The following is a 15,919-nucleotide window of genomic DNA, read 5'->3' on the forward strand; positions in this document are numbered from 1 at the left end:
CATGCAGCAAGCGACAGGACAGCTTCCCGTCATACGTATGGAGGGTGTGAGTAAAATCATTTCTTCAAAAGCGATTGTGGACGATCTGACGCTGGAGGTTCCAGCGGGGCAGGTATTTGGTTTCCTCGGACCGAACGGTGCGGGAAAAACAACCACCATCCGTATGATGGTTGGCCTGATTTCGATCAGTAAAGGCGATATCCATATTTGTGGAGACAGCATCAAAACCGATTTTGAAAAGGCTGTTTCCCACATTGGTGCGATTGTGGAGAACCCGGAGATGTACAAATTTCTGACCGGTTATCAAAATTTGCAGCATTTTGCGAGAATGTCATCGGGGGTGACCAGGGAGCGCATAGATGAGGCGATCCGTTTGGTAGGACTCGGGAACCGGATTCACGATAAAGTCAAAACCTACTCGCTCGGAATGCGGCAGAGACTCGGGGTAGCACAGGCGATCTTGCATCGGCCAAAGCTGCTCGTGCTGGACGAGCCGACCAACGGGTTGGACCCGCAGGGTATCCGCGAGCTGAGGGATTATTTGCGGCAGTTGAGCCGGAGCGAGGGAATTACAATATTTGTATCGAGTCATTTGTTGTCCGAAATGGAGCTGATGTGCGACCGTGTCGCCATTATCCAAAGCGGACGGCTGATTGACATCAAGCAGCTAAAGAGCACAGGTGGAGAGGCCCAGACGGCGGAAATTGCTTTTGAAGTGAATGATGCCCAGCAAGCCTATGCGCTTGCCGGTGCAGGGCGCGTCGAAGGCAACCAACTGCTGCTGCATCTGGAGCGGGAGCAGATAGCAGACATGAACAGCCTTCTTACTGCAAATGGAGTCAAGGTATATGCGATTCGTCCGGTGGCCCGTACGCTGGAAGATCAATTCTTGGAAGTGACGGGAGGCGGGTCCATTGGCTGACTTCTTCAAGCTGGTACATAACGAAAATCTTAAAATTTACTTGCGTGTACGGACGTGGATTATGCTAGGGCTGCTGGCGGTCATCACGGCTGTGATTCCGATGCTGATTGCCCTGGTTTCCGATCAGGTCAGCGTGTGGGATGGTATCGTGTTGACGGCGATGTTTACATTTTTCCTCAATACGACGTTTACGGTCATTGTAGCGGCTGATTCGGTGGCGGGTGAATTTACATGGGGAACCATCAAGCTGCTGCTTATCCGCCCTTGGACCCGCAGCAAAATTCTTTTGTCCAAATATATATCGGTCATCCTGTTCAGTTTGCTCGGAACGTTCATTTTAATAGCGATGGTTACGCTGTCCTCTTGGCTGATGTTATCCAAAGATACGCCAGCCGGTTCGATTCCGCCGTTCAGTGATCCGTTTTCTTATGTAACACTGAACTTCTTGTACAGCTATATCGCTCTATTCGTGACCATCGCCTTTGCTTTTATGCTGTCCGCTGTTTTTCGTTCCAGCGCCTTGGCGATTGGCCTGTCTTTGTTCATGATGTTCACCAAAACAATCTATAATTCAATCGGTTTGTTTAGTACAGATCGTTATGAATGGACCAAATACGTGCTGTTTACGCATATGGACCTGAAAAAATATCTCGAAATGCCGCCGGGCACGGTAAGTTCTGGTTTGACCTTTTCGCTCACCGTGCTGGCTGCCTATTATGTAATTTTTATCGCAATTGCCTGGGTAGTTTTTGTAAAACGGGATGTTTCAACCTAAATTCTGAAAGCAGTAAAAAGGACGTGTTAAATGGCTATCCATTTGCACGTCCTTTTTGCACTGTTTTGGCGCTTGTATCTATACAATTACCGCTACAGATTATGCGTACCGGGGTATATTGCAACCTATTTTCAGCAAGAATCAATCAATAGGGTCGTTTTGCGTTTAAAGAGGTAGAGAAAAACAGATCAGAAGGGGGTGCTGCATGATATGCTGCCCTGCTGTTTATTTTCTCATGGGGTGTATGGCCTACGCTGCGTGATCAGGTAACGAATTTATTTGAAAATGCGCCGAAGCTCATTAGCAGTCTGGTTGATCAATTGAGCCAAAGGCGGCATAATCAATCCTTGAGACAAGTGCTGCCTCTGGGTGAAGATCCGCTGTCACGACTGTCGGAGGATAGGATGGAGTAAATGGAATTATCCCGTCTCTGATTGCAGGTTTGCTTGACTGGTATCTCTGTCTTTGCGAGTACCGGATTGTGTTTCAAGATCAGAACCGTCAGTTGAAGCAGACGGTTCTGCGTCTTTCGTGCGGATCATCTGACTCGTACCGTCCAGTACGCCGCCTTCGGAGATGACCAGCGCGGCGGCGGCTACATTACCGTACAGTTCGCCCGTAGGCGTGATCGTCAGCCGTCCCTCTGTGGTGATGCTGCCGAATACCTTGCCGGCCAGGATGACGTCTTGTGCGATGATATCCGAACGCACAACAGCAGATTCCCCGATCACGACGGCGTGAGTGCTGCGGATATCGCCCTGAAAATGGCCATCAATCCGAATATTGGCCTCAGCCTCAATCGTACCTTCAAAGCTGGTGCCGTTAGCCAACAGCGTATCGGTCGCAGGAGCGGCCAGCTTTTTTTTGGAGTCCTTGAACATGTTGTTTTCCTCCAATCCTTTTATTGTAAGCATTTTGCAAAATCCTCATTGTACATACAGTAACGGATCGACAGGCTGACTATGCTTGACGATCTGAAAATGAAGATGAGGCCCCGTGCTTCTTCCCGTGCTTCCCAGAAGGCCGATGGTCTGTCCTTTACGGACTCGTTCCCCCGGAGTCACCTGCATACCGCTCAGGTGCATATACCAGGACTGGAATCCGTCAGGATGCTGGATGATAATGCACTTGCCCCGTGCCCCGCTGGAGGCTGCCTCCAGCACGGTGCCCGCTCCTGCGGCATAGACGGGATCACCCGTTTGTCCGGCAATATCCATGCCCGAATGGAAAGCCGATTTGCCCGTAAACGGATCGCTGCGATAGCCGAAGCTGGAGGTCATCTGGCGTGAACTGACAGGCCAGGCCGAAGGCTTGCCTTGTTCGGCAAGCGCCAGTCTGCGGGTCTGGAGCAACTGTGCGGCTTGCTTCTGCTCAAGGTTCTGCTGTACGGCGTTCGCCTGCTGAATAGAGCGGGGAACCGTGCGCTCTACCGTGTCCAGCAGGGATTCGATTTCCTGAAAATCATCCATGGCTTGACGAGTAAGCATGGCTGTATTTTCATGTACTGTAATCAATTCACCCCCGGTATAGCCGGAGGCATCCCAGGAGAGTGGGGTCATGGCCGCTTTGCTGCTACTGGTGGCAGAGGATTTTCCGTATTTACGAATAAATTGCTGCATTTGCTGCTCCAGTTCCGTTACACGCTGGAGGCGTTCGCGAATACTGGTGGCCTGATTCGTCAGCTTCATGACTTCGCGGCGCAGTCGCCCGATTGCCGCATCCTTGTCCGCTACCGTAACCTCCATCTGCAAGCTCTGGACAGCAAGATTCGTTTCCATTTGGGAGATAATATGGGAAGAACGGATTTGCAGCCCGATCACGAGTGTAGAGATGGACGCGATCACAAGGGTCGGGACGAGAATGACAGCGGCTGTAGAGCATTGTAGCTGCTTGGGCGGTTGCTGTGCATCTCGAATGACGAGCAAGGTCATCCGGCGATTTAGGCTTCCTTTTTTCATAATCGCTCCTTTCTGGACATCGCTCCTATCCTATAGTGCTTGGTTACTATCTATTCAGCTTAAGGGGCAAACATGTCAAAAAAATTGGAGCTTGGTATAAAACGTAGATGTATAAGGAGGCTTAAACATGCTGTGGTTGCTGTTGGTTTTAATTGTTTTTATTTTTCAGACCGGGACGATCCTGCTCTTTGAATTTCGCAAGCCGTCCAAGGCGGTAGCCTGGCTATTTATTTTGTTCTGCTTCCCGCTTATCGGCTTTGTCGTGTACTACTTTGTTGCACAGGATTATAAGAAGCGCAAAATGGTGCGAAAAGGGGGATCACAGCTGTTTCGTGAATTCCGCGAGCGCCTATGGTCGCAATCGAGGGTGATTGAGAATGTGGAACAAATGCATAATCCTCATTTCAAGCAACAAGAGCGTCTCTTTAACCAGCTCATCCGTATGTCGGAAAATCCGTTGACCGGCTGCAATCGCACACATGTGCTAACGAATGGGGAGGAAACCTTCGAGGCGATGCTGACAGCGCTGGAACGGGCGCAGCATCATATCCATGTAGAGTTTTACATATTCCGGGCGGACGACATCGGTATCCGGTTTCAGGAGGTCATGATCCGCAAGGCGCGCGAGGGTGTGAAGGTTCGATTCGTGGTGGACGGCGTGGGGAGCTACAATCTGCCCTATTCTTTTATTCGTGCCTGTAGTGAGGCAGGTGTAGAGTTTCATTATTTTCTGCCCCCGTTTTTCGCGACGCTGGATCGCCGGATTAACTACCGTAACCACCGTAAAATCGTAGTGGTGGACGGACTGATTGGGTTTGTTGGAGGAATCAATGTGGGCGACGATTATCTCGGCAAATACCCCAAGGTGGGATTTTGGCGCGATACGCATTTGCAGATTGAGGGAGATAGCGTCTATTTTCTGCAAAATGCTTTTTTGAGCGACTGGAAGCTGGCCTCCGGGGAACGGCTGATGGATGAGAATTTATTTCCACCGCATTCCTGTGAAGGGGATGAGGAAGTACAGATTTTGAGCAGCGGCCCCGATCAGGTATGGGATACGATTCAGGAAATGTGCTTTGGTGCGCTGGCGGTTGCCAAGAAGCGGATCTGGATAACCACACCGTATTTTATTCCCGATTCGGGGATTTATGAAGCGCTTAAGCTGGCGGCGGTCAGCGGCGTAGATGTGCGAATTATTATTCCATACAAATCGGATTCAAAGCTGGTGCATCTGGCGTCCCTGTCCTATGTGCAAGAGCTGCTGGAGGCGGGTGTGGAGTTCTATCAATACCGCAAAGGATTTATTCACGCTAAAGTCATCATTGTGGATGATTTGCTCGGCTCGGTCGGGACCGCCAATATGGACATGCGCAGCTTTTTCTATAATTTTGAGTTGACCGCTGTACTCTTTGCCCGGTCAGCGCTGGAACACCTTTCGGCCGATTTTGAAGAGGACCTGTCCAACTCCTCGCACATCGATTTAAAGGTGTTCCGCAGACGGCCACGATTACAGAAAACAGCTGAAATTCTGGCTCGCATGCTCTCTCCGCTCCTTTAAAGGCGGTTTTCGCCGTTTTTATCAATATAATCCCGCTTTATTGAGATTTATGTGCTTTTTGCTAACTTTTTTGCGCAAAATCACTGTTTTATGGTATAGTATTCATATAACACAAGCGCGGTAAAGGAGAAGGGACTGCGGAATGCAGCCCCTTTTTTGGTCCAATATACCATACTGTAACGGGGGGATTTATATATGAGTGTAGTGAGCAAGGAAGTCCAAAATCTGTCTGAGATCACAGATGTGACCGGAGAGTTGACCAAGATCAGCAAAATTCCAGCCAATCCTAAAAACAAAGCAAAACGCCTGTTTCAGCGTGCGGCCATGATTATTTTCGGTGCAGCGCTTATGGCAGTGGGCCTCGAGATATTCCTGGTTCCTAACGGCGTTATCGACGGTGGGGTCACAGGTATTTCAATTATGGCCTCCAAGATTACTGGCTACCCGCTCGGCATTTTCCTGACCCTGTTGAACCTTCCATTTTTGGTTATCGGCTACAAGCAAATCGGTAAAACCTTCGCTTTATCCACATTATTCGGCATTATCGTGATGTCTATCGGAACCACGTTACTTCACAGTGTAAATGCGTTAACCCCTGGCGAACCGCTGTTGGGCGCTATTTTTGGCGGTGTCATTCTCGGCGTTGGGGTAGGTCTCGTCATCCGGTCCGGCGGCTCGCTGGATGGAACAGAGATCGTAGCTATTCTCGTCAGTGAAAAAACTCCTTTTTCGGTCGGTGAGATCGTACTTTTCGTTAACATCTTCATTCTGGGCAGCGCAGGCTTTGTATTCGGTTGGCCGAATGCCCTGTATTCCATGATTGCTTATTATATTGCGATGAAAATGATTGATATTACCATCGAAGGTCTGGATCAGTCCAAATCGGTCTGGATTATTAGTGAAAAATACCGCGACATCGGGGATGCCCTGACGGACCGTCTTGGACGGGGTGTAACCTATCTGGAAGGTGAGGGCGGCTTTACAGGCGAAAGCAAGAAAGTCATTTTCGTCGTCATCACCCGTCTGGAAGAAGCGAAGCTGAAGAACATCGTTGAGGATTGGGACCCGCATGCCTTTGTGGCAATTGGTAACATTCATGATGTGAAGGGCGGACGCTTCAAGAAAAAAGGAATACACTAGCGCAAGGGGACGATTCCTCGGCCGATTTTACGGCTGTGGAGTTCGTCCCCTTTTTTTATTTGGCGCGCATATGCTTTAGAACATCCTCGATGGGCTGGGGAGGGACCTTGGCGATCAAGTCGCCCACCTGATTTAGCCGTTCCTCAATATTCAGCAAATGATAGTCAAGCGGCGATACGTTTTGTCGTACCTCGTCCCATGTTAGTGGGGTGGATACCGTAGCGCCAGGGCGTGCCCGCGGGGTATAGGGAGCGGCCAGGGTTTTTCCTTGATAATGCTGCAAATAATCAAAATAGATAGCATTTCCCCGATCCTTTTTTAACCGTTCCAGTGTGAACAGATGAGGGTGCTTTTCGGTCACGAACTGTCCCACCAGCAGACCGATGCTGCGAAGCTCGTCGAAGGTGATACCTGTGCGGATCGGGACGATAATTTGTACACCCGTGGCCCCGGACGTTTTGGGTACGGATTCCAAACCAAGTGAAGCCAGCACTTCACCGACGATGGATGCCGCTTCCATAATGCGTGGCTCCACTTCTCTGGAAGGATCAAGGTCAATCATCCATTCACACGGTAGCGTGCTGCCCGCCTGATGCAGGGAGGGATGAAACTCCAGCGCGGCCTGATTGCCGAGCCATAGCAGTTGCGGTAGCGTACCAAGCACCATATATTCAATGCCGTCATGCAGGAAAGTCTCGATGTAGTCTGGACGGGGCTGCGGGGCATTTTTCTGGTAAAAAAAATCCCCGTGAATGCCGTGCGGCCATCGGATGACGGTCAGCAAACGGTTGTGGCTATATTTGAGCAGAAAAGGAGCCAGCACCGCAAGCTTGCGAAGATACAGCGCTTTGGTGATACCAGCTTCGGGCCACAGTGGTTTATCCGGATTGGTGATAGGAATTTCCAGACCTTCGATGGTAATGATGCCTTTAACAGCTTGTCCCATAACGCTACGCTCCTTCTTTTAACCTGTTATAAGCTGAGCTTGAGAAATTCACATGGAAACGGAGTAGGCGGAATGATGTACCTGTAGATGTAGTTATGGATTAACATGAGCGTCATGTACACAAATTATCCGTCAAAGGGATTGACAAGATACAATATGTATCATAAATTTATAATAAAATACGTAGTGTATCTATTAAATGTCTTGAGCAGAGGTAGAGGAGGAGTTTCCTTGATTGATAAGCAAGGCGAGGGACTGGTTTTCCTGCTTAGTGTCCCCCGAAGTGGAAGCTCGCTAGTGACTACCATTTTGCAAAACCACTCCCGCCTGTTTGCTACGCAGGAAATGTGGTTCCTGCTCAGCCTGTATGATCTTCCCCAGTCGCAAACACGTCCCTATGGGGGAACTGGAATCATCCGGCAGTTTTTTAACGGTATGGTTCCTCCGCACGTATTGGAGCAGGCTTCCCGGTCGTATGCACTTGAGATCTATAACGGTCTGCTTGAAGGGACTAAAGCAAATATGGTTATCGACAAATCCCCGCGTTACTATACGGTGCTGGAATTTATAGACCGTCTTTTCCCGGCAGCCCGCAGGGTATGGCTTATCCGTAATCCTTTATCTATCGCGGCTTCATTCAAAAAAGTTAATCAGATGCGCAGCGAACGCTTTCATCTGCTGGAGGAGCTGGAGAGCCCGCATTTTAATATGAAAATGACGGATATTACGGTCGGTTTGTTCCGTTATGCACATTATTTTGCTACGCCTCATCCGCTTGCATACCCGCTTGTGTATGAACAACTTGTAGCCAACCCAGCGGTGGAGATCGGGAGGCTGTGCGATTTTCTGGGTGTCGATTATGAACCAGGCATAGAAAAGTACGGGGATTTTGCGGATACACCTAAATCCAGTCTATTTTACAGCATGGGAGCGGGTGATCCGTTCGTGGGGGAGCATGAACAGACGCATCTGGACTCGGTACATAGCTGGCAACATCTGTTGAACAAAAAGGAAATCGAGCTGTACTGCAGAAGCATCGGAGCTCGTATGTTTACACAACTTGGCTACGGGGAAGCACTGGAGCAGGCCGAGCATATCACCGGGGTAAGGTTTGAAGAGGAAGCCGATGTGGAGCTACTAAGTCGGCGTACGAGCCAGTTTCTCCAGCAAAGCGGCTTTGAGTGGAAGAACGCTTATCGGATGCTGGAAAAGCAGGATGCGGATAACAGGGGATTTATAATAAAAGCAGGACAGCATCCTGTACTTCAAGATTCTCGACAGAATGATGCTGTACAGGTTGTAAATGATAGACGTCTCCAATCGCTGGAAAATAGGCTGGCACATAGCTATGAGGAGCGTAATCGTCTTATCGCACAGCTCCAAACCTACCAACGCAGAAATCAACGGCTCCGATCTCGTATCCCCTTTGCTCGTCATTTGGGTCGCTGGGCGTCTGTAGCGCTATCAGGTATGGAAAAAGAAAAAGGGGGGGAAAACGTGAGTGCGATTGCCGGAATATACAGCTTCGGACATGAGCCCGTATGCACCGAAGAAGGCGGTAAAATGATGCAAGCTCTGCGAAAATATCCCGCCGACCGCGTTTGCGCCTGGTGTGAGGGTTCCATATTCTTGGGCTGCCACGCGCAGCATGTGACACCGGAATCCGTCCATGAGCGTCTCCCTTTCTATGACGAGGAACGGAATTTGGCAATCACGGCGGATGCGATTATTGACAATCGTTTCGAGCTGTTTGAACGGCTGGGGGTGGGACAGGAACGGCGGCACGACATCACGGACAGCGAGTTGATTTTGCTGGCATACGACAAATGGGCCCTCGACGCGGCCCGCTATCTGATAGGCGATTTTGCCTTTGTCATTTGGGATGCCGGGCAGCACAGATTATATGGCGCTCGTGATATGGCAGGAAGCCGCACGCTGTATACATACCAACATGACCGAGGGTTTGCATTCAGTACAGTAGTAGCCCCTCTTCTGACGCTGTCTTCCCTGCAAAAAGAATTGCATGAGCCGTGGCTGGCGGAATTTCTGTCGATCCGCGCCATGCAGGAATCCGTCGATATTGGGACTACTGGCTACAAGCATATAAACCAGCTCCCGCCCGCCCATTGGTTCACCATGGAGGAGGGAAAGTCAACCATCCATAAATATGCTTCTTTGGATGATGTGGAGCCGCTGCGGCTCAAAACCGGCGGCGAGTACGTGGAGGCTTTTCGCGAGGTATTCTCACAGGCGGTGAATGCCAGATTGCGCACGCATCGTGGCGTGGGAGCGGCCTTGAGTGGCGGTCTGGATTCCGGTGCGGTTGCCAGCTTTGCCGCACCGTCGCTGCGATTGCAGCAAAAGCCTCTTCATGCGTACAGCTATGTGCCCGTACAGGATTTTACGGATTGGACACCGTCGACATTGCTGGCAAATGAACGGGCCTATATCCAATCCACGGCTCGATATGTGGGCAACATTCACGAAAATTACCTGGATTTTGAGGGGAAAAGCCCATTTTCAGAAATTGATATCTGGCTGGAATTGATGGAAGCTCCCTATAAATATTTTGAAAATTCGTTCTGGATCAGAGGCTTTTATGAAAAAGCACAGGAACAAAATGTGGGTGTGCTGCTAACCGGAGCGCGAGGTAATTTTACCATTTCGTGGGGGCCTGCGCTGGACTATTATGCCCGTCAGCTTCGTCGTTTGCACTGGCTGCAATCTTTTCAGGGATTGTGGCAGTACAGCAAGCTGACTGGAAGGCGAGTATCGCATTTATTACCCGTGATGCTGAAAAAAGCGACCTCGCTCGATTCTCGTTCCTGGTTACGCGGCGGTAATCGGAGTCCGGTTCCTTCGCTCATTCACCCGGAGTTTGCCAAGCGGATGAATGTGGAGGACATTCCGACTTTGAGTGGAACCGGATGGATGAAGAATGCAGATCAGGCGAGAAAAGAAAAGTTCACGAATTTGGCGATTGCGAACAAAAATGGTGTGGTTGCGACCAAACTGTCGCTGCGATACGGACTGTGGGAACGTGATCCGACCGGAGACAGCCGGGTGATCCGCTTTTGCCTGTCGGTGCCCTTTGAGCAATACGTGCAAAACGGCCGGGATCGCGCACTTATTCGCGGAGCTATGCGGGATTATTTGCCCGATGATGTCCGGTTAAACCAGCGTGTACGCGGTGTCCAGCCTGCGGATTGGCTGCACCGTATGCTCCCCTGCTGGGAGACGTTTATGGGGGAACTTCAACTGCTGTGCCATGATTTACATGCCGCCGAATTTCTGAATATCGATGTCATTAAAACGGCTATGGCGAAGTTTCGTCAACCGCGACCGGAGCAGGCGTCCGATCCCAGCATACGGCTGCTAATGCACAGTCTGATTGTGTACCGCTTTATACGCGGATTTAACTGATCTGGTCAGACAGATACGTCGTTCGTTGGAGGGGAGGTGATGACATGAGTAAAAAAGAATGGCAAGAGCCAACCATAGAGGTACTGGATATTAACCAGACGATGGCAGGTAAGGGCTGGAAACAGATTGACTGGGTATCTGACCACGATGCCGATTTGTATAACCCAAGCTAGAGAGTGGCAATTATTCAATACACAGCCGTCTTTATTTCTTGGGGGTTGGAGACTTTGCTCGAAGAAATAAAGGCGGGATTTTTAAAGGACAGAGGGAGTGAGTCCTATCGTGCATGACAGGAGTACCAATGTTAACCTGACAATGTATACAGCCTTTGGACTCAAACTTGCCAGCGAGCTGTACCTGCCTGAATTGATACCCGCAGCGCCGGGAGCGGTGGAGGATGTGGTCATTCGTCAGGCTGATTTGACAGCATGGAGCGATCAACTGGAGCAGGCTAATTTTGTGATGCAGGGTGACCGCTTTATGTTCCATATACCGGACACAGCCATTTACGCCGTCTGGGGAGGCAGGGCAATTGAAGTATGCTCTTACTCTGGCGCTGATCCGGATACGGTGCGGTTGTTTGTGCTGGGCACATGTATGGGTGTCCTTCTGATGCAGAGACGGATACTGCCTATTCACGGGAGTGCGGTAGTTATCGGAGGCAGGGCCTATGCTTTCGTGGGCGAATCCGGAGCAGGAAAATCGACGCTGGCTGCTGCTTTTACGCAGGCAGGCTATCGGATGGTCAGTGATGATGTTATTGCTATGCAAGCTACGGCTTCCGAAACTATAGTCTATCCGGCTTACCCGCAGCAAAAGTTGGGTCTGGAAAGCTTGCTCCAGCTGAAGGCTTTACAGGGAAATCAGCATGCACGCAAAAGTAATCACGGGCTTGTTTTAATGGACGGAAATCCTGCGATGCTCAAAAATGGACATTTGCGCAAGCTTACAGGTGAGCTGAATAAATATGCCGTGCCGAGAGTGGATTACTTCCACAACAAACCGCTTCCCTTGGGAGGTGTATTCGAGCTGGTGGCAGAGTCCCCCAACCGTGAGTTCCAACGTGAAGGGGAGTTGGCGGCGGTTACGGAGCAACCTTTGAACATGCTGGAGTTCTTGCATACGTTATTGCTTCATACATATCGCAGGGTGATCATTCCGCGAATGAGTCTGGGTGAATGGCATTTTGGAACGGCAGCCCGGATGGCCCGGCAGGTGGAGGGCTGGCGACTACTGAGGGATAGCTCTGCTTTTACCGCGTCCGAGGTTGTAGATCGGGTACTTGATATCATTCGTAAGGAGGAAAACAGCTATGGCAGCTACTCATTCGACGAAGGATCATGACCGTGTCATTCACGGTGAGGAAGTCTATGTCAGTGACATGGACGGGGAAAAGGTCATGATGAGCATCAACACAGGAAAATATTATAATCTCGGCTTCACGGGAGGACGAATTTGGGAACTGGCGGAATCCTGCCCTTCACTCGGGGAGATCGTAGCTGCTCTGACGGATGAATATGAAGTGGACGAGGAACGGTGCAGACAGCAGGTACATACCTTTGTGACTGAACTGGAGCGGGAAGGACTGCTCAAGCTTTTGCGGGAGACGGTTTAAAATGTGGCTTCAACGCCTTCGTCGTCTATCCCCGGAGGTCAGGAGACTATTGCCGGAAGCCTGGCTGCAACTGGGATGGGCGCGTCTTCACCAGCATCGTCCGTTTGAAGATTATGCACGCGGCTGGGGTATACGGATGGAAGAAACCTCTTGGGAGTGTGATGCCCGGCAGAAGCAAGCCGTTCGGCATATTTCACATGCTGTGGAGTTGGCAAGTCGGTATACCCCTTGGCGCAGTAGCTGTCTTGTGCAGGCTGCCGCCGCAATGACGTTGCTTGGTCGCAGAAAGCTGGACTGCACACTGTATCTTGGCACAGCCAAGAATGATGCGGGACGTTTGGCGGCACATGCCTGGGTGCGGAGTGGACCGATTTATGTTACGGGCGAACGGGAGATGGGGGCGTTTACCATGGTGGGCACCTTCGGCAGGCGTGCTGTGACAGACCCAAATACGAAGATTGCTGAAAGCATGTCCACCCATACTGCTCTGAAACCTGACCGTTGGAATGAGGATCAGGAATTAACGCTGCTGCTCTTTTTACTGCGAAAAGACGCCACTCCAAGGCTGGATACAGTCGATGCTGCTGCTCTGTATGGATTGGATTGGGCCCGCTTGCTGCGGCTGGCAGAACACCATCGGGTGGTACCTGCGGTATATCTTCAGCTGAAAAGAATAAATCATCCGGCCATCCCCGCTGAATTGCTGCGCAACCTTCAGGCGCAATATCACCGGAACACCCTGCGTATGTTGCACCTGCAAGCGGAAGCCGGGCGGGTGACCGGGCTGCTCATGAATCATGGCATCCGTGTACTTATGCTCAAGGGTCCTGCCTTGGCGCAGCAATTGTACGGGGATGTTTCCCTGCGTACCTCCAAGGACGTAGATTTACTCATTGCCCCGGACGACATGGATCAGGCGGAGCAATGGATGCAGGAAGCCGGGTATGTACCCAAAAGCGGAGAAGCGCGTGTCCTGGGCAGTTGGAAATGGAAGGACCATCATGCATCCTTTCTTCATCCGCATAAGCGGATAGAGATAGAGCTGCATTGGCGGCTCCACCCGGATGCAGGCGGAGAGCCTTCTTTTGGGGACCTGTGGAGACACAGGCAAATCGGTGAAGTCACAGCCACAGGAGTACCCTGTGTGTACACGCTTGGCAGCGAGCACCAGTTTCTGTACCTCAGCGCACACGGGGCGCGTCACGGCTGGTTCAGGCTGCGCTGGCTGGTGGACATCGACAGGCTTGCGGTACGCGCCGTCGATTGGGAGGCGCTTCTGCCGATGATGCGCCGATATGGGGGACTGCCTGCGGGCGGGCAGGCTTGGGCGCTCGCCGCCGCGCTGCTGGGCACCTTGATACCGGAGCCGCTGCGTCAGGTAGCGGCTACACGGCTGGCGCACAGGCTCGCGCTGAGCGCGCTGGACTTCATTCAGGCCAGCGTACCCGCGGCGTACCCGGTAACCGAACCAGCTACCCACCAGCCAACCAGTCGATCCTATTTGCTCTCCCTAAAGGGGCCGAGCCACCGATTGATGTACCTGATCAGCCGTTTGCTTCCTTCTACGGGCGATCCGGCCGTTTTACCGCTGCCTCGTCAGCTGCATTTTCTGTACATCCCTCTACGTCCATTTCTCTGGCTAAAACGGCGATTCTCAAAGCACTGACCTGATAAGGAGCGTGCATTATGTACCACCTGCGATTATATATGACCAAGCTGTACGCCGTGAATGGCGGTGCTTTATTTCTCAATATTGGATGTATGATCATCGTCAGCTTGCTGGAGGGGCTGGGTATTTACATGCTTGTTCCCATGCTGGCGGCTATCGGCATATTTGGCGGTCATGCAGGGATACCCTTCCTGTCAGGCGGATTTGATCTTTTCTTGTCAAACATCCCTAAAAGCTGGCTGTTGCCGGGAATGCTGCTGCTTTTTGTGTTACTGCTCATAGGGCAGGCACTTCTTCAGCGTTACCAATCCATTCTGAATTCGCGGATTCAGCAACGGTTCATGCGTTCCCTTCGAATAGACGTGTATACCTCCTTTATGAAGGCCCAGTGGACTTTTTACTTGCGTCAGCGAAAGTCTGATTTCAGTCATGTGATGACGACCGAGCTGGCGCGTGTTAGTCAGGGAACCAATCTGCTTCTCCAGCTCACCACAGCCGTTATTTTTACGCTGATTCAGATTGCGCTGGCTTTTTGGCTGTCTCCTTCTTTAACCGGGCTGGTGTTCCTGTGCGGATTGGGGTTGTTTGTCGTCTTTCGCCGATCCATTCAAAATGCTAAACAACTGGGCGACCGTACCACCGAGCTGTCGCAGGTTTATTTTGCCGGGATCACCGACCATATGAACGGGATGAAGGATATTAAAAGCAATCTGCTGGAAGCTGCGAATATAGACTGGTTTCGATCTTTGACCCAACGTATGGAGGACAACACAACCCAGTTTGTACGGCAAAATGCCACCACACAATTTTTTCACCGCACGGCGGCTGCCGTGTTTATCGCTTGCATCATGCTAGTGTCATTGCAATGGCTACACGTTTCTCCTGAAAAGCTGATTGTGCTCATCCTTATATTTTCTCGCTTATGGCCAAGGTTTGCCCTTATTCAAGCGAGTCTGGAATATATCATGTCTATGCTGTCTGCTTTTGAAAGTGTGACCAAGGTACAGCAGGAATGCGAAGCTTTCTCAGATCCATCGCTGACTGCACTTACAACCTTTGAGACTCGCATTCCAAGCGATTTATCGGTAACCCATAAATCTGTATCTGCATCTACAACTGCATCTACAACTGCATCTGCACGCCAGCCCTTGTATCTTCGTACGGGCATTGAATGCAGTGGTCTGGATTATCGGTATGATGGTACAGCAGAGCTTGCATTACACCAAATAAATCTGTTCATCCCCGCTCAGGGAATGACGGCTATTGTGGGGAAATCGGGCGCAGGCAAAAGTACAATGGTTGACGTCCTGATGGGATTTTTACGACCAACTCGGGGCCAGATTAAAATGGACGGACATGTGCTGGACGACGAGCTGTTGCCACAGTGGCGGCAGTCGTTTGGGTATGTGTCGCAGGACCCTTTTTTGTTTCATGCCACTGTCCGTGAAAATTTGAAGCTGGCCGATGCGAATGCGAGCGAGCAGCAGTTATGGGAAGCGTTACATTTTGCAGCCGCAGATGGCTTTGTTACCAGATTGCCCGAAGGGCTGGACACGGTGATCGGGGATCGCGGCATTCGCCTGTCTGGAGGGGAACGTCAGCGGCTAGTGTTGGCAAGAGCTGTCCTGCATCGTCCTCCGGTGCTCATTCTGGATGAGGCGACAAGTGCGCTGGATGGAGAGCATGAAGCCGATATTCAGGCGGCGCTGGAGCGGATGAAAGGTCAAATGACGCTGATCGTCATTGCCCATCGACTGTCGACCATCCGCCATGCCGATCAGATTGTCGTTCTGGAGCAGGGAGAGATTATACAGCAGGGGAATTACCGTCAATTGGTGCAGGAGGAGCGGGGGGCGTTCAGTCAACTGCTGTCATACCAAAGCAGTGTGATCTCCACCCCTTAGCTGCCTGTT

General features: G+C 51.1%; 13 protein-coding genes and 2 pseudogenes. 12 read left to right on the top strand and 3 right to left on the bottom strand.

Annotated elements, in window-relative coordinates:
- The first annotated feature begins 1 nt into the window (after nucleotide 1).
- Nucleotides 2-922: an ABC transporter ATP-binding protein gene (locus QMK20_RS05835; RefSeq protein WP_283654978.1), complete on the top strand. Its 921-nt coding sequence runs from the start codon at nucleotides 2-4 to the stop codon at nucleotides 920-922.
- The gene (locus QMK20_RS05840; protein ID WP_283654979.1) at nucleotides 915-1,697 is read left to right on the top strand and encodes an ABC transporter permease; all 783 of its coding nucleotides are present in this window, start codon (nucleotides 915-917) and stop codon (nucleotides 1,695-1,697) included. Before QMK20_RS05835 ends, QMK20_RS05840 begins: the two co-directional genes overlap by 8 nt.
- 419 nt (nucleotides 1,698-2,116) lie before the next feature.
- Here QMK20_RS05840 and QMK20_RS05845 read toward each other — a convergent pair whose 3' ends face one another.
- Together QMK20_RS05845 and QMK20_RS05850 are read right to left on the bottom strand one after the other, a co-directional pair.
- Nucleotides 2,117-2,578 carry a bactofilin family protein gene (locus tag QMK20_RS05845; protein WP_283656217.1) on the bottom strand — a complete coding sequence of 154 codons (462 nt, stop codon included), beginning with the start codon at nucleotides 2,576-2,578 and terminating at the stop codon, nucleotides 2,117-2,119.
- A 45-nt stretch (nucleotides 2,579-2,623) separates the two neighbouring features.
- Nucleotides 2,624-3,655, bottom strand: a complete 1,032-nt coding sequence (locus QMK20_RS05850; RefSeq protein WP_283654980.1) for a M23 family metallopeptidase — start codon at nucleotides 3,653-3,655, stop codon at nucleotides 2,624-2,626.
- 127 nt (nucleotides 3,656-3,782) lie between these two features.
- On the opposite strand from QMK20_RS05850, the gene cls reads away from it, so the two are divergent.
- The gene (gene cls / locus QMK20_RS05855) at nucleotides 3,783-5,213 is read left to right on the top strand and encodes a cardiolipin synthase (protein WP_283654981.1); all 1,431 of its coding nucleotides are present in this window, start codon (nucleotides 3,783-3,785) and stop codon (nucleotides 5,211-5,213) included.
- 195 nt (nucleotides 5,214-5,408) lie between these two features.
- Entirely contained in the window at nucleotides 5,409-6,353 is a 945-nt protein-coding gene (locus QMK20_RS05860) for a YitT family protein (protein WP_283654982.1), read from the top strand.
- 55 nt (nucleotides 6,354-6,408) lie between these two features.
- On the opposite strand, the gene ligD is transcribed toward QMK20_RS05860, so the two are convergent.
- A complete protein-coding gene (gene ligD / locus QMK20_RS05865; RefSeq protein WP_283654983.1) occupies nucleotides 6,409-7,299 on the bottom strand; it encodes a non-homologous end-joining DNA ligase in 891 nt (296 codons plus the stop codon).
- A gap of 156 nt (nucleotides 7,300-7,455) precedes the next feature.
- Between ligD and QMK20_RS05870 the strand changes: the two are divergent.
- The 8 genes and pseudogenes from QMK20_RS05870 to QMK20_RS05900 form a co-directional block, all read left to right on the top strand.
- Nucleotides 7,456-8,106, top strand: a pseudogene (locus QMK20_RS05870) (sulfotransferase family protein); the annotation flags it as partial.
- A gap of 690 nt (nucleotides 8,107-8,796) precedes the next feature.
- Nucleotides 8,797-10,722, top strand: a complete 1,926-nt coding sequence (locus tag QMK20_RS05875) for an asparagine synthase-related protein (protein WP_283656218.1) — start codon at nucleotides 8,797-8,799, stop codon at nucleotides 10,720-10,722.
- Nucleotides 10,723-10,766: 44 nt separating this feature from the next.
- On the top strand, nucleotides 10,767-10,895 hold the full coding sequence (locus QMK20_RS05880) for a paeninodin family lasso peptide (protein WP_013369856.1): 129 nt from the start codon (nucleotides 10,767-10,769) through the stop codon (nucleotides 10,893-10,895).
- Between the two features lie 109 nt (nucleotides 10,896-11,004).
- Nucleotides 11,005-12,066, top strand: coding sequence for a dephospho-CoA kinase (locus tag QMK20_RS05885; RefSeq protein WP_283654984.1), 1,062 nt, complete (start codon nucleotides 11,005-11,007; stop codon nucleotides 12,064-12,066).
- Nucleotides 12,035-12,337 (top strand): lasso peptide biosynthesis PqqD family chaperone, encoded by a 303-nt coding sequence (locus QMK20_RS05890; protein WP_283654985.1) that lies wholly within the window; start codon nucleotides 12,035-12,037, stop codon nucleotides 12,335-12,337. The genes QMK20_RS05885 and QMK20_RS05890 overlap by 32 nt, the downstream gene beginning before the upstream one ends.
- 1 nt (nucleotide 12,338) lies before the next feature.
- Nucleotides 12,339-12,800 (top strand): annotated as a pseudogene (locus QMK20_RS27335) (lasso peptide biosynthesis B2 protein); the annotation flags it as partial.
- 6 nt (nucleotides 12,801-12,806) lie between these two features.
- Entirely contained in the window at nucleotides 12,807-14,003 is a 1,197-nt protein-coding gene (locus QMK20_RS05895; RefSeq protein ID WP_349361954.1) for a nucleotidyltransferase domain-containing protein, read from the top strand.
- 20 nt (nucleotides 14,004-14,023) lie between these two features.
- Nucleotides 14,024-15,910 carry an ABC transporter ATP-binding protein gene (locus QMK20_RS05900; RefSeq protein WP_283654987.1) on the top strand — a complete coding sequence of 629 codons (1,887 nt, stop codon included), beginning with the start codon at nucleotides 14,024-14,026 and terminating at the stop codon, nucleotides 15,908-15,910.
- The last annotated feature ends 9 nt before the right edge of the window (nucleotides 15,911-15,919 follow it).

Origin of the sequence: Paenibacillus sp. RC334 (genome assembly GCF_030034735.1) — a bacterium.
Lineage (GTDB): Bacteria > Bacillota > Bacilli > Paenibacillales > Paenibacillaceae > Paenibacillus > Paenibacillus terrae_A.